Raw genomic sequence first — 23540 nt, forward strand, 5'->3', positions numbered from 1 at the left:
TGCTTCCTTACAAATTGTAGCCCGGCCCGATGAGGGGCCGCCTGCCCTCTCCTCTACCCCTCCCCCATGGGGGAGGGGAAGTTCGAGTGCATCCGTTTCGCTTTATCACGACGGCTAGCCGATCTTGCGCATCCCTTCGCCCAAACCGCGGAAGGCCTTCGGGTCAAAGCCCGTGCCGCCCGCAAGCGAGAGGCCGTCCTTGCCGAAGGCGAGGGTCGAACCCAGGTAGCCGGCACTGGCCTTGCTGAGAGCAGTGGTATCGGCGCCCATGCGCTCGTCCAGCCAGGACAACGACGGCTTGTCGGCCAGGGCCTTGGATACGGCCAGGTCCATGTTCAGCCAGCGGGCGAACATCTGTGTGGCATCGCCCTGGCTGCGGCCGGCCGCGGCGGGTTGGCCGTGCTTGTCCCACTGGGCGGCATTGAGGGCAGCCGCTGCCGGCTGCTTCTTGTCCCAGTTCCCGCCTTCGCTCTCGTCGTCTTTCGATTTCGAACGCTTGTCCTCGTCGGCGGGGTCATAGCTGCGGTTGCGGGAGCCCGGATTGCCAGGGTAGGTGCCCGGGCCATCATTATGGTTGTAATCATGCCCGGGCGGCGGCGCATCCTCGCCATTGCCCAGGCCCTCGTTGCCGTGGCTGATGCTGACGCGGAAGACATCGGAGGCGGACAGGCTGCCCTCGGTGCTGCCAGTGGCCGCCACGCGATCGGTTGCAGTCACCCGGATGTCGAGATAGCCCACTTCCTTGGGTGCCCGGCCGGAGAACTTCTGGCTGGCCGCATCGAAGGTCAGCCAGTCAGGCAGCGCCGAACCGTCGGCCAGGGTGGCCGTGTAGTCGAGGGTGTCGCCCTCATCGATGTCTATAAAACTGCCCGCCGGCAAGGTCCAGCAGAACGGCTTGTGGAAGTTGATCTGCCGATCGGCCAGCGGCGTCACCAGGATGGGGGCGTCGTTGGTGCCGTTGACGGTGATTTCCAGGCTGGAGGCCACGGCAGCCATGCCGTCGGTGACGCTGTAGTCGAAGTGCTCGGTCACCACCTTGTCGCGGCCGAAGGCCTGCACCGCCGTGCTGTCGTTGTTCAGGCTGTAGGTGTAGCCACCATCGGCTGCCAGATTGAGGCTGCCATAGTTGCCGGCATAGTCGCCGGGGGCCTGCACGGTGAGCACCGTGCCCATGTCGACATCGCTGTCGTTGGCCAGGACGTTGCCGATGGCCGCGATTGCGAGATCCTCGATGACAGAGTTGACGTCGGCCTCGACGACCGGCGCGTCGTTGACACCGGTGACGGAGACTTCAAGGGCAGAGTCGACTGAGACCAGGCCGTCGGTGGCGGCATAGGCGAAATGGTCGATGGCCACTTGGCCCTCAGCCAGGGACTGCACCGCTAGGCTGTCGTTGCTCAGGCTATAGAGATAGCTGCCGTCGGCATTGAGGCTGAGGGTGCCGTAGGTGCCGACATAATCGCCGGGGGCGGCCACTTGCAGCACGGTGCCGGAATCGACATCGCTGTCGTTGACCAGCACGTTGCCGGTTGCGGACAGGATGCCATCCTCGCCAGCCACGTTGGTATCGCCCGCTACCACCGGCGCATCGTTCACGCCCGTCACGCTGATATCCAGGGTCGAGCCGACGGCGGCGATGCCGTCAGTCACCTCGTAGGCGAAGCTGTCGACCACGACCTGACCCTCGGCCAAGGCCTGCACGGCGAGGCTGTCGTTGTGCAGGCTGTAGCTGTAGCTGCCATCGGCGGCGAAGGTGAGCGTGCCGTAGGCACCGACATAATCGCTGGTGGCGGCGATCTGGAGCACGGTGCCGTTGTCGACGTCCGTGTCGTTGGACAAAACGTAGCCAGTGATCGGCAGGGCTGCATCCTCGATAGTGGCGGCGACGTCACCGGCGGTAACCGGGGCGTCGTTCACGCCGACGATGTTCACATTGACCAGCGAGGCGGCCTGGGCGCCCTTACTGTCGGCGATGGTGTAGCTGAAGCTGTCCTGCAGCACTTCGCCTTCGGCCAGGTTCTGGAAGGCGCTGCCGATGTCGTAGCTGATCTGGCCGTCGGTGAGGGTGATGTCGGCGCCGACCTGGGAGGTGCCAACCGCGATGACCGAGAGGACATCGTTGGGGTTGGGGTCGGTGTCGTTGGCCAGAAGATCGGTGGTCGGGAAAATGAGTGCGTCACCATCCTCGTAGACCGTGATGCTGTCGGCGTTGGCCACCGGCGGCCGGTTGCGCAGGCCGTCGATGCCGGCGCGGTCGAGGCTGCTGCCGTCGCCGAAGACGATGCGGTCGATGCCTTCAGCCTGGGCATACCAGTTGTCGAGGGTGACAAAGTCTTCGGTGCCGAGGATGTGGATCAGCAGGTCGTCGCCGACCCGTTCGGCTTCGAGGTTAAACTCGGTCAGGCCACTGCCGACCAGCAGGGTGTCGCTGCCCTGGCCGTCGACGATGCGGTCGTTACCGCTGCCCAGTTGGAAGACATAGCTGTCGTTGCCGGCACCACCGACCAAGGTATCGTTGGCGGCGCCGCCGTCCAGGGTGTCGTTGCCTGCCCCGCCATCGAGCTGGTTGTTGCCGGCGTTGCCGACGAGGATGTTGTCCAGCGCATTGCCGGTGCCGAGGATGTCGGCATTGCCTAGCAGGCTGAGGTTTTCGACGTTGTTGCCCAAGGTGTAGCTGATGCTCGACTGGACCCGATCGATGCCGGCATCGGCCGCCTCGGTCACGGTGTCACCCAGGTCGTCCACCACATAGATGTCGTCACCCATGCCACCGCTCATGGCATCGGCACCCGTACCGCCATCGAGCAGGTCGTTGCCGGCATTGCCGATCAGCGTGTCGTTACCGGCCAGACCGGACAACACGTTGTCGCCGGCGTTGCCGGTCAGGGTGTTGGCCGCAGCGTTGCCCGTGCCATTCAGATCGGCATTGCCGGTGAGGGTGAGATTCTCGAGGTTGTCGCCCAGGCTGTAGCTGACGGACGACTGGACGAGGTCGGTGCCTTCGCCTGCGGCTTCGACCACCACATCGCCGGCATTGTCCACCACGTAGGTATCGTTGCCGGCACCGCCGACCAAGCTGTCCGCCCCGGCACCGCCATCGAGCACGTTGGCGCCGCTGTTGCCGACCAGGCTGTTGTCCAGCTCGTTGCCGGTGGCGTTGATGTTGGCCGTGCCGGTCAAGGTCAGGTTCTCGACGTTGGCGGACAGGCCGTAGCTGACGGAGGCACTGACACTATCGATACCTTCGTCGGCATTCTCGACCACGCTGTCGGCTGCATTGTCGACGACATAGCCGTCGTTGCCTGCGCCGCCGACCAGGGTGTCGGCGCCGGCGCCACCGTCGAGGGTGTCGTTACCATCCAAGCCCTGGAGGATGTTGGCCCCGCTGTTGCCGGCGATCACGTTGTCGAGCGCGTTGCCGGTGCCATCAATGTTGCCGGTGCCGGTGAGGCTGAGGTTTTCGACGTTGTCGCTTAGGCTGTAGCTGGCCGAGGCCTGTACGGTATCCAGGCCCGCATCGGCCGCCTCAACGACCACATCGGCGCTGTTGTCGACCACATAGGTATCGTCGCCGAGGCCGCCGATCAGGATGTCGGCACCGGCTGCACCGTCGAGCAGGTTGTTGCCGTCGGTGCCGATGAGGGTATTGGCCAAGGCGTTGCCGGTAGCGTTGAGATTGCCGGTGCCGGTCAGGGTCAGGTTCTCGACGTTGGCGGTCATCGTGTAGCTGACACTCGACAGCACGCTGTCGACGCCCTCGCCGGCCGCTTCGGTCACCACGTCGCCGGCGTTGTCGACGAGGTAGGTGTCGTCGCCGCCGTTGCCGGCCATGCTGTCGGCGCCGCTGCCGCCATCGAGCAGGTCGTTGCCGGCATTGCCGACCAGCGTGTCGTTGCCGGCCAGGCCGTAGAGCGCGTTGTCGCCGGCATTGCCGGTCAGCACGTTGGCGCTGGCATTGCCGGTACCGGTGAGCGATTCGCTGCCGGTCAGCGTGAGGTTCTCCAGGGTATCGGCCAGCGTGTAGCTGATGGCGGACTGGACGGTGTCGGTGCCCTCGCCGGCCAGTTCGGTCACCACGTCACCGGCCTCATCGACCACATAGGTGTCGTTGCCGGCGCCGCCGGTCATGATGTCGGCACCGCTGCCGCCATCCAGGGTGTCGTTGCCGGCATTGCCGGTCAGCGTGTCGTTGCCAGCCAGGCCAGAGAGCACGTTGTTTCCGCTGTTGCCGATGATGACGTTGTCAAGATCGTTGCCGGTGCCGTTGATGCTGGCCGTGCCGGTCAAGATCAGATTCTCGACATTGTCGGCCAGGGTGTAGTTGGCCGAGGCCTGGACGGTGTCGGTACCTTCGCCGGCCAGCTCGGTCACTACATCGGCGGTGTTGTCGACGACATAGGTATCGTCGCCGGTGCCGCCGATCAGGCTGTCCGCCCCTGCCCCACCGTCCAGGGTGTTGTTGCCGGCCGTGCCGGTGATGGTGTTGTTGAGGCTGTTGCCGGTGCCGTTGAGCGCCGCACCGGTCAGCACCAGGTTCTCGACGTTGGCCGTCAGCGTGTAGTTGACGCTGGACTTCACAGTGTCGTTGCCTGCGCTGGCCGCCTCGGTCACCACGTCGCCGGCATTGTCGACGATGTAGGTGTCGTCGCCCGTGCCGCCGCTCATGCTGTCGGCACCCGCGCCGCCATCCAGGGTGTCGTTGCCGGCATCGCCACTGAGGGTGTTGTTGCCGCTGTTGCCGAGCAGGATGTTGTCCAGGGTATTGCCGGTGCCGTTGATGTTGGCCGTGCCGGTGAGCGTCAAATTCTCGACGTTGGCCGAGAGGGTGTAGCTGGCGCTGGCGTATACGTTGTCGGTGCCGCCGCCGGCCGCCTCGGTGATGACATCGGCGGTATTGTCGACGATATAGGTGTCGTTGCCGGCACCACCGATCATGGTGTCTGCGCCCGCACCACCGTCAATGACGTTGTTGCCGCTGTTGCCGGTGAGGGTGTTGTTGAGAGTGTTGCCGGTGCCATTGAGGTCTGCCGCGCCGGTGAGGGTGAGGTTCTCGACATTGGCCCCCAGGGTGTAGCTAATCGAGGACTGGACCAGGTCGGTGCCCTCGTTGGCAGCCTCGGTCACCACGTCGCCCACCTCATCGACGACATAGGTATCGTTTCCGGCATTGCCCGCCATGGTGTCGGCACCGACGCCGCCATCCAGGGTGTCGTTGCCGGCGTTGCCGGTCAGCGTGTCGTTGCCGGCAACGCCGGAGAGCACGTTGTTACCGCTGTTGCCGACGATGACGTTGTTCAACTCGTTGCCGGTGCCGTTGATGTTGCCAGTACCGGTGAGCGTGAGGTTCTCGACGTTGGCCGTCAGGGTGTAGTTGACGCTGGCCTGGACCAGATCGGTACCCTCGTCCGCATTCTCGATGACGACATCGGCCGTATTGTCGACGACATAGGTGTCGTTGCCGGTGCCACCGACCAGGGTGTCGGCGCCGGCACCGCCGTCCAGGGTGTCGTTGCCATCGAGGCCATAGAGGGTGTTAACCCCGGTGTTGCCGATAATCACGTTGGCCAGCACGTTGCCGGTGCCGTTGATGTTGGCGCTGCCGGTGAGGGTGAGGTTCTCGACGTTGGCCGACAGCGTGTAGGTGGCCGAAGACTGGACCAGATCGGTGCCTTCGTTCAGGTTCTCGACGATCACGTCGGCGGTGTTGTCGACCACATAGGTATCGTTGCCAATGCCGCCCGCCATGGTGTCGATGTCCAGACCGCCATTGAGGGTGTCGTTGCCCGCGTTGCCATACAGCGTGTCGCTGCCGGCTTCACCATTGAGCGTGTCGTTACCGTCGCCGCCGATCAGGGTGTCGTCGCCGGAGCCGGCATTGATGGTGTCGTCACCGGCGCCGCCATCCAAGACGTTGGAAACGCTGTTGCCCGTGATGATGTTGTTCAGGGTGTTGCCGGTCCCGTCGATCAGGGCCGTACCGGTGAGGGTGAGGTTTTCAACGTTGCTGGTCAGCGTGTAGGTGATGCTGGACTGGACCAGGTCGGTGCCCTCGTTCAGGTTCTCGGTCACCAGGTCGCCATTGTCGTCCACCACGTAGGTGTCGTTGCCGGCACCACCGGCCATGGTGTCGGCACCGGTGCCGCCATCCAGGGTGTCGTTGCCGGCGTTGCCGGTCAGCGTGTCGTTTCCGGCCAGGCCAGACAGCACGTTGTTGCCGCTGTTGCCGACGATGATGTTGTCGAGGCCATTACCGGTGCCGTTGATGCTGGCCGTACCGGTCAGGGTGAGGTTCTCGGCGTTGGCCGACAGGGTATAGGTCACACTGGACTGCACCAGGTCCGTGCCTTCGTCGGCTGCCTCGATCACGGTGTCGCCCGTGTTATCGACGATGTAGGTGTCGTTACCGGTGCCGCCGGTCATGGCATCGGCGCCTGCACCGCCATTCAGGGTGTCGTTGCCTTCCAGGCCATAAAGCGCGTTGGCACCGGTGTTGCCTATGATCACGTTGTCGAGCACGTTGCCGGTGCCATTGATGTTGGCCGTGCCGGTGAGGGTGAGGTTCTCGACGTTGTCCGACAGGGTGTAGGTAGCCGAGGACTGGACCAGATCGGTACCCTCGTTCAGGTTCTCGATAATCACATCGGCGGTGTTGTCGACAATGTAGGTATCGTTACCAGTGCCGCCGGCCATGGTGTCGATATCGAGGCCGCCGTTGAGGGTGTCGTTACCGGCATTGCCATAAATCGTGTCGCTGCCGGCTTCACCATTGAGCATATCGTTGCCGTCGCCACCGGTGATGGTGTCGTTACCCGAGGCCGCATTGACGGTGTCATCCCCCGCGCCGGCATCGATGATGTTGGCACCGCTGTTGCCGGTGATGAGGTTGTTGAGGGTGTTGCCGGTGCCGTCGATATTGGCCGTGCCGGTAAGGGTGAGGTTCTCGACGTTGCTGGTCAGCGTGTAGGTGATACTGGACTGGACCAGGTCGGTGCCTTCGTTCAGGTTCTCGGTCACCAGGTCGCCGTTGTCGTCCACCACATAGGTGTCGTTGCCGGCACCACCCGCCATGGTGTCGGCACCCGTGCCGCCATCCAGGGTGTCGTTGCCGGCGTTGCCGGTCAGCGTGTCATTGCCGGCCAGGCCGGACAGCACGTTGTTGCCACTGTTGCCGATGATGACGTTGTTCAGCGCGTTGCCGGTGCCGTTGATGCTGGCCGTGCCGGTCAGAGTCAAGTTCTCGACGTTGTTGGTCAAGGTGTAGCTGATGCTGGACTCGACGGTGTCGATGCCTTCGTCCAGGCTCTCGGTCACGATGTCGCCGGCGTTTTCCACCACATAGGTATCGTTGCCCAGGTTGCCAGCCATCTGGTCGGCGCCGGTGCTGCCGTCCAGGCGGTTGTTGCCGGTGTTGCCGAGGATGATGTTGTTGAGGGTGTTGCCGGTGCCGTTGATGTTGGCGGTTCCGGTCAATGTCAGGTTCTCGACGTTACTGGTCAGAGTGTAGCTCACCGAGGAATAGACCAGGTCGGTACCGGCACTGGCCGCCTCGGTCACCGCATCGCCCGAATTGTCGACGATATAGGTGTCGTTTCCGGTGCCGCCCTGCATGGCATCGGCACCCGCCCCGCCGTCGATCACGTTGTTGCCGCTGTTGCCGATGATGGTGTTGTTGAGGACGTTGCCGGTGCCGTCGATGTTGGCGGTGCCGGTGAGGGTCAGGTTCTCGACGTTGTCGGACAGGGTATAGGTGGCCGAGGACTGCACCAGATCGGTGCCCTCGTTGAGGTTTTCCACCACCACGTCGGCCGTGTTGTCGACCACATAGGTATCGTTGCCCGCCCCGCCGGCCAGCACGTTGATGCCGCTGTTCGAGGTGATGACGTTGGCCAGGGCGTTGCCGGTGCCGTTGATGTCATCGCTGCCGGTGAGGGTAAGGTTCTCGACGTTGTTGGTCAGGGTGTAGCTGATCGAAGACTGGACCAGGTCGGTGCCTTCGTTGGCGTTCTCCGTCACCAGGTCGCCTGCGTTGTCGACGACATAGGTATCGTTGCCGGCGCCACCCGCCATGGTGTCGGCCCCCGTGCCGCCATCCAGGGTGTCGTTGCCGGCGTTGCCGGTCAGCGTATCGTTGCCGGCCAGGCCCGACAACACATTGTTGCCACTGTTTCCGACGATCACGTTGTCCAGCTCGTTGCCGGCGCCGTTGATGCTGGCCGTGCCGGTCAGGGTCAGGTTCTCGACGTTGGCGCCCAGCGTGTAGCTGATGGAAGACTGGACGGTGTCGATGCCTTCGTCGGCATTCTCCGTCACCGTGTCGCTCGCGCTGTCGACGACATAGGTGTCGTCGCCGGCGTTGCCGCTCATGGCATCGTTGCCGGTGCCGCCGTCGAGCAGGTCATTGCCTGCATTGCCGATCAGGGTGTCGTTGCCGGCCAGGCCGTAAAGCTTGTTGTTGCCGCTGTTGCCGATCAGGGTGTTGTCCAGGGTATTGCCGGTGGCGTCGATGTTGGCGGCCCCGGTCAGGGTCATATTCTCGACGTTGGCCGACAGGGTGTAGCTCACCGAGGAGAGCACGGTGTCGGTACCGGAGCCGGAATTCTCGGTCACCACATCGCCGGCATTGTCGACGATGTAGGTGTCATTGCCCGCGCCGCCGGCCATCTGGTCGGCACCCGCCGCACCGTCGAGCACGTTGTCGCCGCTATTGCCGGTGAGCGTGTTGTTCTGGGCGCTGCCGGTGCCGTCGTGGTTGGCCGTGCCGGTGAGGATCAGGTTCTCGACGTTGTCGGAGAGGGTGTAGGTGGCCGAGGACTGGACGGTGTCGTTGCCCTCGCCCGCGTTCTCGATCACCACATCGGCCGTGTCGTTGACCAGATAGGTGTCGTTGCCCGCGCCACCGGCCAGGGTGTTGATGCCGGCGTTGGCGGTGAGGGTGTTGTCCAGGGCGTTGCCGGTGCCGGAAAGGTCGGCGCTGCCGGTGAGGGTGAGGTTTTCGATATTGGCACTCAGCGTGTAGTCCGCCGAGGCCAGCACCGTGTCGGTGCCCTCATTGGCATTCTCCAGCACGACATCGGCGCTGTTATCGACGATATAAGTGTCGTTGCCGGCGCCGCCGATCAGGCTGTCGGCCCCCGCCCCGCCGTCCAGCAGGTTGTTGCCTGCCGTGCCGGTGAGGCTGTTGGCCAGGGCATTACCGGTACCGTTGAGATCATCGGTGCCGGTAAGCACCAGATTCTCGACGTTGTCGGTCAGGGTGTAGCTGATGGATGACTGCACGGTGTCCGTGCCTGCGTCAGCCACCTCGCTAACCACATCGCCTGCGTTGTCGACGATATAGGTGTCGTCCCCCATGCCACCGGCCATGGCATCGGCCCCGACACCACCGTCCAGCAGGTTGTTGCCGCTGTTGCCGGTGAGCGTGTTGTCGAGCTCGTTGCCGGTGCCGTCGATGTTGGCCGTGCCGGTGAGGATCAGGTTCTCGACGTTGTCGGTCAGCGCATAGCTGATGGACGACTGCACCGTGTCGGTGCCTTCACCCGCCAGCTCGGTCACGACATCGCCGGCGTTGTCGACGATATAGGTGTCGTCACCCGCACCGCCTGCCATGGCATCGGCCCCGCTGCCGCCATCGAGCAGGTCGTTGCCCGCACCACCGGCCAGGGTGTCGTTGCCATCCAGGCCATAGAGCGCATTGTCGCCGGCATTGCCGGTCAGGGTATTGGCCAGGACATTGCCGGTAGCCGTAAGGTTTTGCGTACCGGTGAGCGTAAGGTTCTCGACGTTGTCGGCCAGGGCATAACTCACCGAGGCCTCGATGCCGTCGGTACCGGCACTGGCAGCCTCGGTCACCACGTCGCCGGTGTTGTCGACGATGTAGGTGTCGTTGCCGGCGCCGCCGGCCATCTGGTCGGCCCCGGCGCCGCCGTCGATGCGGTTGTTGCCGCTGTTGCCGACGATGCTGTTGCCGAGCGCATTGCCGGTACCGTCGATGCTGGCCGTGCCGGTGAGGCTGAGGTTCTCGACGTTGGCCGAGAGGGTGTAAGTGGCCGAGGCCAGGACGCTGTCCATGCCCTCGTCGGCAGACTCCACCACCACGTCGGCCGTATTGTCGACGATATAGGTGTCGTCGCCCGTACCGCCAATCAAGGTGTCGGCGCCAGCCTTGCCGTCCAGGGTGTCGTTGCCAGCCAGACCGCTCAGGGTGTTGGCCGCGCTGTTGCCGATGATGACGTTGTCCAGCACATTGCCGGTGCCGTTGATCGCGGCCGTGCCAGTGAGCGTAAGGTTCTCGACGTTGTCGGACAGGGTGGTGGTGACGCCGGCCTTGACCAGGTCGGTGCCCTCGCCGGCCGCCTCGACGACCACGTCGCCGACGTTGTCGACGATATAGGTGTCGTTGCCGGTGCCGCCGACCAGCGTGTCGGCGCCCAGACCGCCATCCAGCGTGTCGTTGCCGGCCAGGGCCGTGAGGGTATTGGCCGCATCGTTGCCGGTGATGACGTTGTCCAACACGTTGCCGGTGCCATCGATGGCATTCGTGCCGGTCAGGGTCAGATTGTCCAGGTTGTCGGCCAGGGTCCAGGTCAGGTTGGCCTTGACCGTGTCGATACCTTCGCCCGCCAATTCCACGGTGGCGTCGCCCAGGTTGTCGACCACATAGGTGTCGTCACCCGTGCCGCCGACCAGCAGGTCGGCACCGGCGCCACCGTCCAGGGTGTCGTTGCCGGCCAGGCCGGTGAGAACGTTGTTCTCGGCATTGCCGGTGATGGCGTTGTTGAGTTCGTTGCCGGTGCCGTTGATGGCGTTGCCGGTAAGGATGAGGTTCTCGACGTTGGCGCCCAAGGTGGTGTCGAACGGCGCGATGACGGTGTCGGTGCCCTGATAGGCATACTCGGTGACAGTGTCGCCGGCATTGTCGACGACATAGGTGTCATCGCCATAACCGCCGGCCATGCTGTCCGCACCCACGCCGCCGTCGAGCACGTTGCTGCCGCTGCTGCCGATAAGAACGTTGTCGAGCTCGTTGCCGGTACCGCTGATGTTGCCGCCGGTCAGGGTCAGGTTCTCGACGTTGTCTCCCAGGCTGTAGCTGATGCTGGAACGAACCGTGTCCGCGCCCTCGCCGGCCGACTCGGTCACCACGTCGCCGGCGCTGTCCACCACATAGGTATCGTTGCCCGTGCCGCCGACCAGGGTGTCGGCCCCGCCTTTGCCATCCAGGGTGTCGTTGCCGCTCAGGCCATAGAGCGTGTTGGCGGCGTCGTTGCCGGTAAGCACGTTGTCAAGCACGTTGCCGGTGCCGGTGAGGTTTTGCGTGCCGGTAAGGGTGAGGTTCTCGACGTTGTCGGTCAAAGTGTAGTCGATGCCGGACTTGACCAGGTCAATGCCCTCGCCGGCCTGCTCGATCACCTGATCGCCGGTGCTTTCGACGACATAGGTGTCGTCACCCGTGCCGCCCAGCATGGTGTCGGCCCCCAGGCCGCCATCGAGGGTGTCATTGCCGGCCAGGCCATAGAGGGTGTTGTCAGCAGAGTTACCGGTGAGCACGTTGTTGAGCTCGTTGCCGGTGCCGGTCACCGCATCCGTGCCGGTGAGGGTCAGGTTCTCGACGTTGGCGCCCAGGGTATAAGTCAGATCCGTATAGACTGTGTCGGTGCCCTGCCCCGCCAGTTCAGTCACGGTATCCGCCAGGGTATCGACCACATAGCTATCGTCGCCGGTGCCGCCGATCATCACATCGGTGCCGCTGCCGCCGTCGAGCCAGTCGTTGCCGCCATTGCCGGTCAGGGTGTCGTCGCCAGCCATGCCAGAGAGCACATTATTGCCGCTGTTGCCGGTGACAGCGTTATTTACGGCATTGCCCGTTCCATTGATTGAGGACGCACCGAGAAGCACGAGGTCTTCAAGATTCTCACCCAGGGTATAGCTGATGCTGGAGAGTACAGTGTCTTGCCCTTCGTCCGAGTTTTCCGTGACCACGTCACCCGTATCGTCGACGACATAGACGTCATCGCCCGCTCCGCCGATGAGAATATCCCGCCCCTCGCCACCATCGAGTCGGTCATTCCCATCATCACCTTCCAGGGCATTGTCGAGGCCATTGCCGTAAAGAATGTCGTCACCGCCAAGGCCACGCGGAGTTTCGGTATCGCCTTCCCATGCGAACAGCACGTCGTCGCCTTCCGTGCTCACCGGCACAGGAATCATGGCCTTGATCTGGGCTAAATCCCAGACGACTCCCGCCTCCGTAGACCCTTCCGGCGGCGTGAACTCAATGCGCTCGATGCGGTAGGCATCGCCCTCGCCCCAGGTGTGTATGAGAATGCTGTCAGCACTGCCGTTGATGTTGAGCTTCAGGTCGAAACCACTGCGGCTCAGCGTAATGTCTTCAGGCGAAATGCCCGTGCCAAAGCGCAGAGTATCGATATTTCCAGTGGCGGGATCGACATCGAAAATGATGTCCTGGCCGTCTCCCAAATTGAACAGGTAGACATCGTTGCCCACATCGCCCACTAGATAATCGTCGCCTGTGCCACCGCTCAGATAATCGTTGCCGCCATTTCCATACAGGTTATCGTGCCCTGCCATGCCATATAGGACATCGTCGCCGTTGCTGCCCCGCAAGGTGTTATTCCCAGAATCGCCTAGGGTGCTTTCGAGCCCCATGCTGCCCAGCAGACGAGCAAAGCCATCGCCGTTAAGGTCGCCTTGCGCACGCAGGGCATTAAGCACTTGACCGCCATCCTCTCCGCTGAGTTTAAGCACATCGCCAAACTCACTGAAGATAAGAACACTATTTACAGGATCGGCATCGTAGACTGCTTGCATTGCCGCGATGGCGTCATTGACATCCCAGTCAAATCGGTTAGTGGCAACATTCCACGTTGCAACGATGCTATCTACTAAGGATTGAAAATGCGTTTGCGCCATGAGCTGGCTATAAATACTGTCGGCCAACTCATCAAAGGCTCGGAGAAGAATCTTGGAGGCCGGGCCGTGCGGGTTGGGGTCGCGCTCCCCCCAGCACCACGTACCCAGATAAGGCTCACCGAGGAAGGCTTCCAAGCTGGCGAGTTTTCTGGCGTCGCCGATGGCGTTGCCGTAGATAAGCCTGGCGGACCGACTGGCAGGATCAATACCTTCTACACCTGCCCAAGCGTAGATAATTTGGGTTGTCAGCGCATGTCGGGCGGCTGCATCCGTCTCGCTGGCGAATTGCTCAACGAGCGCTTGCAGATGGCCACCACTGTCCCGCAGCATGGCTTGGTGCAGGTCATGAACATTGCCAAAACCCTGCAGGTCAGGCAGCGCAGCGACCGCATCGGTTTCTGGCAGCCAGTCGTTGGCGATGGTATTGGTCTTGTCTACCTGAAACCAAATGTCAGCTGTGGCGCCGGCACTGCCGTCAGTTCTGGTGAAGGTGCTCGTTTGTTTAACAACGTTGCCGTTGGCGTCCGTCTGGCTGGTCGAGGCATAACCGGTGGCAATGCCAGCCACCCCTGCATCAGCAAGCGTTAGCAGTTCATCGGCACCGCTGTAGCCATCACCATCAATGTCTTTCCAGATTTTCAGGGAAGAATAGGCAGCATCTTGCTGATTAATCTGACCATCATGATTGCTGTCCAATTCAGCCAGCGCCTGATAACCGTTGGCTGCCTTTTGTCCATTGGCAAGCAAAGTCTCAGAGCCAAAAAGCTCCCGGCCGGCATCAATCGTTCCATTGCCATCGAGATCGCGAACAAGAAGGCCATCCTCGCTATCCACCCAGCCGGTTTGTTCGGCAAAACCGTTGCCGTCATGGTCAAAATAAGAACCACTCCGCAAGTCAGTAGTAGTAATTCCATCCCCATTCAGGTCTAAAGCAATCGGGGATCGGGTGATAGTAGCTTTGTTATATTTTTGCTTAATACTAGAAAGCTCTTTGTCCATTCGTAGACGCAAAAAAGGCTCTGGTGCGAAACCAAACGGGTCTTGAGCTGGATTCTTGGCTACCGATTTGTTCCATGGGTATATGCCACTCGAGTTAGGTTTTCCTGTGGCCTGACGCTCTTCATAGTGTAGATGCGGACCCGTACTAACATTACCCGTATTGCCAACTTTTCCAATTTGTTTACCCTGTGAGACGGTGTCACCGACTTTCAAATCAGTCGGCATCTCCTGTAAATGTAGATAGCGTGTAATGACCACGGTGCCATCGGGCAATGTATGTTGAATTGCAATCCAATTTCCGGCCTTACTGCCATCATAATCGGCGCGAATTTCAGAAACTTTCCCTTCATATGGCGAGTAAATTGCCGTTCCTTCCGGCGCCGCCAGATCAATGCCCTTATGGTCTTTTGATGCTCCTTCTTTCGGAGCGGTCCGTGGTCCATATTGACCGCTCACACGGGTATAACCAGGAACAATATTGGAATAATTTCTTGCCATATCAATCTCCCTCAATTATTTATTTACTGCACTCGTCTTCCGCATCCGGATAAAAACAATAAACACCCACAGGCGAAACATCATCCAGTTTTGTAGTTTTTTCATTTAGACGCCACGCCATTTTTACCTGCCTGCTATAGTGCAAGCAGCCTTCCTTCCCATGTTCGGGCTTCATCAGCCCGACATACACACCAACATCTCCTTTTTTTTCGCAGCGCTCTATGCCATATCTATTAATCGCGTTCTTGCGCCACGCCAGTTTTCCATTTTGCAATTGATAACGCAGCAGATTGATTGGGAGACGACGCCCATCAATCACAGTTCTAGTCATATCTCTATCAACCTGTATAAGCACAAAACCACCTTCGTCTTTTATGTATCCCCTTTCAATAAGAATCGTATTCCCATTCGAACTCAAGATACTGCCACCCAATGTATTCCAACCAGGCAAGTCACCTTGTTTACTACCCAAAATCTTTGGCGGAATGCGCAAACCAATAAGCTGCTCAATGCCAGATATTTCTGCACCAGTCGCAGAGCCACCGCCAATAAACAGTAATGTGGCGATAACAATATAAAAAGCCCACTTTTGCATTGGCAATCTATTTTGAATGTGCGTTTTGTTTCTTTTTGTAGATAGTTCCTGATTTTCCGAGTTTGTTTCTTTCCATACGTCAATACCAACCAGTTTCATTGCCTGAGCCATTCTTTAGTCCCCTTCATTAGCCCTGACCATATCTTCACCATCCCGACGGCGCTCATCCTCCACCACCTCCATCCGCGTCGCCTGCTGGCGCGGCCCGAAGCTGAGCACCTCGTCCACTTGCAGGCCGCGCGGGATCTGGTGGGTGATGAAGAGCATGGTGACCTTGCCCTTGAGCTCGACCAAAGCGACCAAAGGGGTCAGCTTCGGAATATTTTTCAACAAAGCCCTCATACGCATCCTCCCATCAGAATCCAAAATCCACCTGGTCTTTTGACTCGTCGCTTCTCACAGGTTTGCCGGTCGGCCTACCCGGCTTGCTCTGCATGCGCCGGATTCCCACAGCCGCGCAAACCTTGTCGCTGAATCGATCGCTGCCCAGCGGCCGCCCCTGGGATAGGGCAAGCCGGATGTCGGCAAGTGCCTCGTCGTCCAATTGGCTGCGAAACAGGGCTCGGTAGGCGATGTGCCTGCCCGGCCCATCCTGATCGAGGGCAAGGTAGAGCGGATGGGGCGTGATGCGCCGGTCGGCTTGGCCGAGCCCATTGTGCCGGTAGCTGCTCCAACGGTATTGGCCGGGGTCTTGCACCATGTCGGCGCGGACGGGATTGAGTTCGATGTAGCGCATGCAGGTGAGCAGGTAGGCGTCTTCCTGTACGAGGCTGGATTTGTAGCGCCCTTCCCACAGGCTGCCGGTGCGTTTGTAGCTGCGGTTGATGTATTGGACATAGCGTCTCCCGATGGCCTGCATGAGTTTAGCGGTGCCGGTTTCGGTTTCCGGGGTGACCAGAAGATGGACGTGGTTGGTCATCAGGACATAGGCGTGGATGGCGCAATGCCAATCGGCAGCCGCTTTCTCCAGCCAATGGAGGTAACTGTGACAGTCCTCCTCGGCAAAGAAGCAGGGCTCTCGATTGATGCCGCGCTGGACGATGTGCTGGGGCAGTCCGGCTAGTTTGATGCGGGGGCGACGGGGCATGGTTTATCGGCTCGAAAGATTATGCGAAGCTGACCCCTTTAATTTCGGCCCAGTAATCACCAGAAAAGAATGTGGCTTCCAATCGCTACCCCCAGTGTCCACCCTAAGTTCTACACTTGGCATCATTTATCTCCCTTAAATTCAACAGTCATGCTTGGATGACTTGCTTGCCAGAAATGCCGTTTTAGTTCCTCATCTTTTGATATTGAGAACATTTCTATAGTTATATTAATTGCGCCATTAGCATCTAGAAATGCTTTGGCACACTGAGATGTCAATTGCTGCAAAGCAGCTTTGCTACTTATCGAATATGTTTTAACGTTAATCCCAGATTTTGCAGGGCTAATAAATATTAATTTCTTATTTCGGCAGTCCTTTATCGACGAGCAGACCCCATTTTCAATCAGAATATTTTCCGATTTCCTTGCGAGATCAAGCCGCTGATTTTCGAACGTTCTATCTTCAAAACCCGCCTCAGAAATCCCAATGGTTACAATTATCAGCGACACAACAATAATCAATGTACCTGGCGTTGATTTCCTTTTCATCGCTCCTCTATCCCCCTCAACAATTAATTGTGCATCGTTTCGTTCGTTTCTTTATTGTCGCCATCCCGCCGCCGCTCATCCTCCACCACCTCCATCCGCGTCGCCTGCTGACGCGGGCCGAAGCTGAGCACCTCGTCCACTTGCAGGCCACGCGGTATCTGGTGAGTGATGAAGAGCATGGTGACCTTGCCCTTGAGTTGGTTGATGGTCTTGGCGAAACCTTCGGCCGTCTGCTGATCCAGGTTGGACACGGCCTCGTCGAACACGAGAATCTTGGGCCGCTTGAGCAAGGCGCGGGCAATGGCGATACGCTGGCGCTGGCCGCCGGAGAGGCCGACGCCATGCTCGCCCAATTCGGTCTGGTAGCCCTCGGGCAGGTGTTCGATGACGTCATGGATCTCGGCGGCCTTGCAGGCAGCGATTACATCCTCGAAGCCGGCATGGGGGTGGGCCATGACCAGGTTGTCGTAAACGGTGCCGGAGAACAGCACGGTTTCCTGCGGCACCACACCGAAGGCGGTGCGCAGCTCGTTGGCGGCCATGGTGCGGATGTCTTTGCCGTCGAGCTTGATATTGCCCTCTTGTGGCAGATAGAAGCCCAGCAGCAGTTTAGCCAAGGTGCTCTTGCCGGAACCGGACGGGCCCATGAGCACGGTAAGGTGGCCAGGCTTGAGGGTGAGGTTGAGATTGCGGTAGAGCCAGGGGTGATGCTCGGAATACCGGAAGCCGATGCCGGCCAGATCGATGCGGCCCTGTCCGGCATTCTCCCGCTTGGGCGTGAGGGTGTGCGGCTCTTGCGGCATGTCGAGGATGTCGCCCAGGCGCTTGACCGCGATGTCGGCCTGCTGGAATTCCTGCCACAGGCCGGCCAGCCGGAGCATGGGCTGGCTCATGCGGCTGGCAAACATCTGGAAGGCGACCAGCATGCCGACGGTGAAGCCGTCGTTCTGCATCACCAGCAGGGCACCGACGATCAGGATGGACAGCGTCATCACCTGCTCCACGCCATTGGTGACGACGTTGTAGGTGTTGCCCGCCTGCTTGGCGCTGAAGCCGGCGGCCAGATATTGGGCGAAGAGGTCGCCATATTTGCGGTCGATGTCCGGCTCCATCTGTAGCGACTTCACCGTGGCCATGCCGGAGAGGTATTCGGTGAGAAAGGCCTGGTTGCGGGCGCCAAGCATGAACTGCTTGTTCAGCCGTTCGCGGAAGATGGGCACGACCAGGAAGCTGAGCACACAGATCACCCCGAGCAAGCCGACGGCGATGAGCGAGAGCTGCCAGGAATAGGCGAACATCACCGCCAGGAAGATCAGCAGGAACGGAAAGTCGAGCAACAGGGTGATGGCGGCGCCGGAGACGAACTCGCGAATGGTCTCCACCCCCTGCAGGCGGGCAACCAGAGTGCCGGTAGGCCGGTGCTCGAAATAGGGCATGGGCAGCCGCAAGAGGTGGCGGAAGACCTGGCTGCCGAGCACGGCGTCGATGCGGTTGCCGGTGTGCAGCACCAGGTATTGCCGCAGCCAGCTCATGACCGTGGTGAAGACCAGGAACATGATCAGGGCAATGCCGATGACCCAGAGGGTGCTCTGGGTCTGGTGCACCACCACCTTGTCGATGATGACCTGGGTGAATACCGGCGTGGCGAGGCCGACCAACTGGATGGCCAGCGAGGCCAGCAGTACGTCGCGCCAGATGAGTTTGTGCTTGAGCAGTTCAGGTATGAACCAGCTGAAGCCGAATTCCTTTTTCTCGGTCTCGAAGCCAGGAATCTCTTCTGCCTTGCCCTCCCCCACCGATTCTTTGGTCACCAGCACCAACTCGGGCTCGAACCAGGCGGCGGCCTCCCCGGCCGGCAAGCTCTCCGGCGCCTGGGCGCCGGGGCGGAAGTAGAGCAACTGACCGGCCTCGCTGTTTAGAATGAGGACGGGGACGCTGGGCTGAGCCGGGGCACCGTGGTCTGCACTGGGCTCGCTCTCAATTTCAGCCAAGTCGGCAGTGGGCTCGGCCAGGGTAAGCTCGCCTTCCTTGCCGCCCTCAACGACATCTGCGGCGTGTTGGGGGGTCGCACGAATGAAGGCGATGGCGGGCAGCGGCAGGCCTTGCCAGTCCACGCCGGGCAATTCACGGTTACCGGTCTTGAGACCTAATGAACGCGCCGCCTCGTGGAAAGTGGCCAGGGTGTAGGGTGGCGGAAACTCCTGGGCGATGAGTGCCGCATCGAAGGGGATGCGATAGCGGTTGCACAAGCTACCCAGCAGCCAGAGCAGTTCGTCGTGCGAGATGGGGTGCAGCAGTGGCTGGGCCTGCGCGTCCGATTGTTCCGCCAAAGACTCTGTTTCCCCGGAGGACGTTTGCGCGGGATCGATGTTGCAGGTATTTGTTTCAGGGCCGCTGGCGACAAGCCGCGCAAGCGCCTGATGCGCTGCCCGATAGTGTCTTGCGATGACCGACGCAATAAAGCGCGCTGACAAATGGGCAAGACTCACCGCCCAATTGCCGCGCCCGCCGATCCTTCCCTGAATCGTTGTTCGCATTCCCACCCCATATTGCCGTTCATTGCCGGCATTTAGTCACTATGTTGGCTGCGCTGCGCCAAGGAACGAACAGCGGCGATTTTAAAACTGTGCAGCTCGACAACGCACAGCCTGCCTTCTTGGCAATCTCGCCGCCTTGAAACCTGTCCCTCAGGCCGACTATTTTATGCCCATCGCTCGATGGATTTGCCCTTTTCAAGGACGAACACATCCTAAATCCGGCCCAGGAAAAGCGTCAATTACGTAGCACTGCTTATCTAGAAAGGCTATATACCAGCGGAAAGCATGCCTCGCCCGCTCAATGGCAGATAGCGGCTGGTGCCGGCAGCCTGACTCGAACAGACAACCTACCGCTTACAAGGCGGTTACTTTCTTGACCACCCCCCTAAGGGGAGGGTCGCACGTTCGATTCGTGCCGGGGGCGCCAATTTCGCCCATCCGTTCAGGCGAAGGCCATCAGCTCCTTGAGCTTCTTCTTGGCCGCGCCCGAGGCGAGCACCTCGCGCGCCTTGGCTATGCCGGCTGCCAGCGAGTCGGCGACGCCGGCGACATAGATCGCCGCGCCGGCGTTGAAGGCGACGATGTCGTGTTCGGCCGATTCCAGGTCGTCGAAGGCGCGCATGAAGCGCAGCTTGGCCTCGTCGATGTCGGCCACGGCGAGTTGCTCGGACGGGCAATGGACCAGGCCGAAGTCGGCCGGCTGCACGGCGTATTCCTTGATCTCGCCATCCTTCAGTTCGGCGACGAAGCTGACGCCGCCCAGGCTTAGCTCGTCCAGGCCATCGGCGGCATGCACCACCAGGACATGGCGGCTGCCCAGTTCGCGCAGCACGGCGGCCAGGAGCGGCACCAGGTCGCGGTGGAAGACGCCGAGCACCTGGTTGGGCGCGCCGGCCGGGTTGGTCATGGGGCCGAGCAGATTGAACAGGGTGCGCACGCCGAGTTCGCGCCGCACCGGGGCGGCGTGCTTCATGGCGGAGTGGTGATGGGGCGCGAACATGAAGCCGACGCCGATCTCGCGCACGGCCTGGGCGATGCGCTCGGGCGGCAGATCGACCTTGATGCCGAGCGCCTCCAGCACGTCGGCGCTACCGCACTTGGACGAGACCGAACGGCCGCCGTGCTTGGCCACATGCGCCCCGGCCGCCGCCGCGACGAAGGCCGCGGCGGTGGAGATGTTGAAGGTGTGGGCGCCGTCGCCGCCGGTGCCGCAGGTGTCGACCAGGTGATCGACGCCCGCGAGCGGCACCTTGGTCGACAGCTCGCGCATCACCTCGGCGGCGGCGGCCAGCTCGGTCACGGTCTCGCCCTTGATGCGCAAGGCCATGATGGCACCGGCGATCTGGGCCGGGGTGAGGCCACCGGTCATGATCGCGCGCATCAGATCGTGCATCTCCTCGCGCGAGAGATTCTCGTGCGCGATCAGCTTGGTCAGCAGACCGGGGTAGTTCAGGCTCATCGCACGGTCTCCTTGAGAAAGTTCGCCAAGAGCTCGTGGCCATATTCGGTCAGGATCGATTCCGGATGGAACTGCACGCCCTCCACCGCCAGGGTCTTGTGGCGCACGCCCATGATCTCGCCGTCCTCGGTCCAGGCGGTGATCTCCAGGCAGTCGGGCAGGCTCTCGCGCTCGATCACCAGCGAGTGGTAGCGCGTGGCGCGGAAGGGATTGGGCAGGCCGCGGAAGACGCCGATGTCCTTGTGCTGGATCATCGAGGTCTTGCCGTGCATGAGCTGTTTGGCGTGCACGATGCGGCCGCCGAAGGCCTGGCCGATGCTCTGGTGGCCCAGGCAGACCCCCAGGATCGGCACCTTGCCGGCCATGGCCTTGATCAGCGGCACCGACACCCCGGCCTCGTTCGGCGTGCAGGGCCCGGGTGAGATCACGATGCGGTCAGGCTTGAGCGCCGCGATGGCATCGAGGTCGATCTCATCGTTGCGGAAGACCTTCACCTCCTCGCCCAGTTCGCCGAAGTACTGCACCAGGTTGTAGGTGAAGGAGTCGTAGTTGTCGATCATCAGGAGCATTATTCGATCTCCCCTTCGATGCCGGCCAGGGCAAGCTCGGCCGCGCGCAGCACGGCGCGCGCCTTGTTGCGGGTCTCGGTCCATTCGTTGTCGGGCACCGAGTCGGCGACGATGCCGGCGCCGGCCTGGACGTAGAGGGTCTGATCCTTGATCACCGCGGTGCGGATGGCGATGGCCAGGTCCATGTCGCCGTTGAAGCCGAGGTAACCCACGGCGCCGGCGTAGATGCCGCGCTTGGTCGGCTCCAACTCGTCGATGATCTCCATTGCCCGCACCTTGGGCGCGCCGGACACGGTGCCGGCCGGGAAGGTGGCGCGCAGCACGTCCATCGCGTTGAGGTCGGGTTTCAGCTTGGCCTCGACGTTGGACACGATGTGCATGACGTGGGAGTAACGCTCGATCACCATGTTCTCGGTGACCTTGACCGAGCCGGTCTGGGCGACGCGGCCGGCATCGTTGCGGCCGAGGTCCATCAGCTGCACGTGCTCGGCCAGCTCCTTGGGATCGGCCAGCAGTTCCTGCTCGAACTTCAAGTCCTCCTCGCGCGTGACGCCGCGCGGCCGGGTGCCGGCGATGGGCCGCACGGTGACGGTGTCGCCCTCCAGCCGTACCAGGATTTCCGGCGAGGCACCGACCACATGGAAGTTGCCCATGTCGTAATAGAACATGTAGGGCGAGGGGTTCAGGCTGCGCAGGCTGCGATAGAGGGACAAGGGATGCGCCTTGAACGGCCGGCTCATGCGCTGGGAGAGCACCACCTGCATGATGTCGCCCTCGACGATGTATTTTTTGGCCTTGTCCACCGCGGCCTTGAAGCCGGCCTCGCCGAATTCGGACACCGCCTCGGCTGCCTCGCCCCGCTCGCCCGCAGGCGGCGTCACCGGTTTGCGCAACTGGCCCGCCAACTCGCGCAGACGCGCCTGGGCCGTGACATAGGCCTCGGGCTGCATCGGGTCGGCATAGACGATCAGGCTCAACTGGCCGGACAGGTTGTCGACCACGGCCAATTCATCGGTCAGCAGCAGCAGGATGTCGGGCGTGCCCAGCACGTCCGGCTTGTGCGTGTGCGCGAGCTTGTTCTCGATATAGCGCACGGTGTCATAGCCGAAGTAGCCGCACAGGCCACCGGGGAAACGCGGCAGCCCGTGGGGCGCGGCGGCCTTGAACCGCCGTAGATACTGCTCGACGAAGGCGAGCGGATCGGCCGCATCGCACTGCTCGACCTGCTTGCCCTCCTGCTCGACGCTGACGAAATGCCCGTGCACCCGGAGCACGGTGCGCGCCGGCAGGCCGATGAAGGAATAGCGGCCGAAACGCTCGCCACCGACCACCGATTCCAGAAGATAGGAATAAGGCTGGTTGGCCAGCTTGAGATAGATCGCCAGCGGCGTGTCGAGGTCCGCCGGCAGGCTCTTCACCAGGGGGATGCGGTTGTAGCCCTGGCGGGCCAGGTCGTTGAATTCCTGTTCAGTCATGGTGGTCCTCATGGATATCGGTTGCGATCGATGCAGGCAGGGTCAGTGCCGCCATCGCCATCGCCGATCGAGGGTCATCTCCATGAGGGTCATGTTCACGCCTTGCTGATCAGCTTGCTGGCTTCCAGCAGGCTGGGCACCACGGCATCCAGGTCGAGCTCGGTCACCGGCCGGCCGCGGTTGTAACCGTAAGGCACGCAAAACACGTGGCAGCCGGCGGCGCGCGCGGCCTGGGTGTCGTTGAGCGAATCGCCGATCAGCAGCAGCTCGGAGGGCTCGATGCCGAACACCTGGCAGGCATGCAGCAGGGGCAGGGGCGAGGGCTTCTTCTCGGGTAGGGTGTCGCCGGAAAGGATCAGCTCGAAGTAATCGATGAGGCCGGTGTCCTTGAGCAGTGGATGGGTGAAGCGCTCGGCCTTGTTGGTGATGCAGGCCAGATGCAGGCCCATGGCCTTGAACGCCTCGAGGCCTTCGACCACGCCGGGAAAGGGCCGGCTCTTGCGGCTGACCCAGTTGGCGTAGTGTTTCTCGAAAGCCGGCAGGGCGCGGCCGAACAGCTCCGGCGCCGGGTCGGCCTCCATGTCGCGGGTGAGCACGCGCTTGACCAGACGGGAGACGCCGTTGCCGATATAGGTCTTCACCTCGTCCAGGGTGATCGGCGGCAAGCCAAGCTCGTCGGCCATGGCCATGGCGGCATCGGCCAGATCCGGCGCGGTGTCGAGCAGGGTGCCGTCGAGGTCGATGACGACAGCTTTGATAGCAATAGGAGCATTCATAGTATTCAATTGGCCGTATTCAGTTGGCAGTGGCTGACGCCTGCAAACCACCAACTGATGGCCACTT

Annotated in this window: 12 protein-coding genes, 1 pseudogene and 1 riboswitch; of the genes and pseudogenes, 2 read left to right on the forward strand and 11 right to left on the reverse strand. The window is 61.6% G+C overall.

What is annotated here, in order from left to right:
- Positions 1-114 precede the first annotated feature (114 nt).
- Positions 115-12930, reverse strand: a complete 12816-nt coding sequence (locus EL388_RS14240) for a VCBS domain-containing protein (protein WP_338057652.1) — start codon at positions 12928-12930, stop codon at positions 115-117.
- Here EL388_RS14240 and EL388_RS13950 point away from each other — a divergent pair.
- Positions 12916-13518, forward strand: a complete 603-nt coding sequence (locus EL388_RS13950) for a hypothetical protein (RefSeq protein WP_165919112.1) — start codon at positions 12916-12918, stop codon at positions 13516-13518. The two genes, EL388_RS14240 and EL388_RS13950, sit on opposite strands and share 15 nt — an antisense overlap.
- Positions 13519-13590: 72 nt before the next feature.
- On the forward strand, positions 13591-13860 hold the full coding sequence (locus EL388_RS13955) for a hypothetical protein (protein WP_165919111.1): 270 nt from the start codon (positions 13591-13593) through the stop codon (positions 13858-13860).
- A 189-nt stretch (positions 13861-14049) separates the two neighbouring features.
- Here EL388_RS13955 and EL388_RS14420 read toward each other — a convergent pair.
- From EL388_RS14420 to EL388_RS09300, 10 genes and pseudogenes are all read right to left on the reverse strand, one after another.
- A pseudogene (locus EL388_RS14420) lies at positions 14050-14427 on the reverse strand (M23 family metallopeptidase); the annotation flags it as partial.
- 19 nt (positions 14428-14446) lie between these two features.
- Positions 14447-15121, reverse strand: coding sequence for a hypothetical protein (locus EL388_RS09260; protein ID WP_126462782.1), 675 nt, complete (start codon positions 15119-15121; stop codon positions 14447-14449).
- Between the two features lie 15 nt (positions 15122-15136).
- Complete coding sequence (locus EL388_RS09265) at positions 15137-15364, reverse strand: hypothetical protein (protein WP_126462785.1); 228 nt, start codon at positions 15362-15364, stop codon at positions 15137-15139.
- A 13-nt stretch (positions 15365-15377) separates the two neighbouring features.
- Entirely contained in the window at positions 15378-16109 is a 732-nt protein-coding gene (locus EL388_RS09270; protein ID WP_126462788.1) for a transposase, read from the reverse strand.
- A 122-nt stretch (positions 16110-16231) separates the two neighbouring features.
- Positions 16232-16657, reverse strand: a complete 426-nt coding sequence (locus tag EL388_RS09275) for a hypothetical protein (RefSeq protein WP_126462790.1) — start codon at positions 16655-16657, stop codon at positions 16232-16234.
- A 23-nt stretch (positions 16658-16680) separates the two neighbouring features.
- A complete protein-coding gene (locus EL388_RS09280) occupies positions 16681-18987 on the reverse strand; it encodes a peptidase domain-containing ABC transporter (protein ID WP_232019086.1) in 2307 nt (768 codons plus the stop codon).
- Between the two features lie 325 nt (positions 18988-19312).
- Positions 19313-19395, reverse strand: a riboswitch (cyclic di-GMP riboswitch).
- Between the two features lie 241 nt (positions 19396-19636).
- Entirely contained in the window at positions 19637-20653 is a 1017-nt protein-coding gene (trpD, locus tag EL388_RS09285; protein ID WP_126462795.1) for an anthranilate phosphoribosyltransferase, read from the reverse strand.
- A complete protein-coding gene (locus EL388_RS09290) occupies positions 20650-21222 on the reverse strand; it encodes an anthranilate synthase component II (protein ID WP_126462798.1) in 573 nt (190 codons plus the stop codon). Before EL388_RS09290 ends, trpD begins: the two co-directional genes overlap by 4 nt.
- Entirely contained in the window at positions 21222-22697 is a 1476-nt protein-coding gene (trpE, locus tag EL388_RS09295) for an anthranilate synthase component I (protein ID WP_420856642.1), read from the reverse strand. Before trpE ends, EL388_RS09290 begins: the two co-directional genes overlap by 1 nt.
- Positions 22698-22792: 95 nt before the next feature.
- Positions 22793-23473, reverse strand: a complete 681-nt coding sequence (locus EL388_RS09300; protein ID WP_126464067.1) for a phosphoglycolate phosphatase — start codon at positions 23471-23473, stop codon at positions 22793-22795.
- Positions 23474-23540 lie beyond the last annotated feature (67 nt).

It is taken from the genome of Sulfuritortus calidifontis (assembly GCF_003967275.1).
In the GTDB taxonomy this organism is placed as follows: domain Bacteria; phylum Pseudomonadota; class Gammaproteobacteria; order Burkholderiales; family Thiobacillaceae; genus Sulfuritortus; species Sulfuritortus calidifontis.

Coding starts and splice junctions, on each gene's coding strand:
- EL388_RS13950 (WP_165919112.1), top strand. CDS start 12,916: ATGCGTTTGCGCCATGAGCTGGCTATAAATACTGTCGGCCAACTCATC.
- EL388_RS14240 (WP_338057652.1), bottom strand. CDS start 12,930: ATGGCGCAAACGCATTTTCAATCCTTAGTAGATAGCATCGTTGCAACG.
- EL388_RS09260 (WP_126462782.1), bottom strand. CDS start 15,121: ATGAAACTGGTTGGTATTGACGTATGGAAAGAAACAAACTCGGAAAAT.
- EL388_RS09265 (WP_126462785.1), bottom strand. CDS start 15,364: ATGAGGGCTTTGTTGAAAAATATTCCGAAGCTGACCCCTTTGGTCGCT.
- EL388_RS09270 (WP_126462788.1), bottom strand. CDS start 16,109: ATGCCCCGTCGCCCCCGCATCAAACTAGCCGGACTGCCCCAGCACATC.
- EL388_RS09275 (WP_126462790.1), bottom strand. CDS start 16,657: ATGAAAAGGAAATCAACGCCAGGTACATTGATTATTGTTGTGTCGCTG.
- trpD (WP_126462795.1), bottom strand. CDS start 20,653: ATGAGCCTGAACTACCCCGGTCTGCTGACCAAGCTGATCGCGCACGAG.
- EL388_RS09290 (WP_126462798.1), bottom strand. CDS start 21,222: ATGCTCCTGATGATCGACAACTACGACTCCTTCACCTACAACCTGGTG.
- trpE (WP_420856642.1), bottom strand. CDS start 22,697: ATGACTGAACAGGAATTCAACGACCTGGCCCGCCAGGGCTACAACCGC.
- EL388_RS09300 (WP_126464067.1), bottom strand. CDS start 23,473: ATGAATGCTCCTATTGCTATCAAAGCTGTCGTCATCGACCTCGACGGC.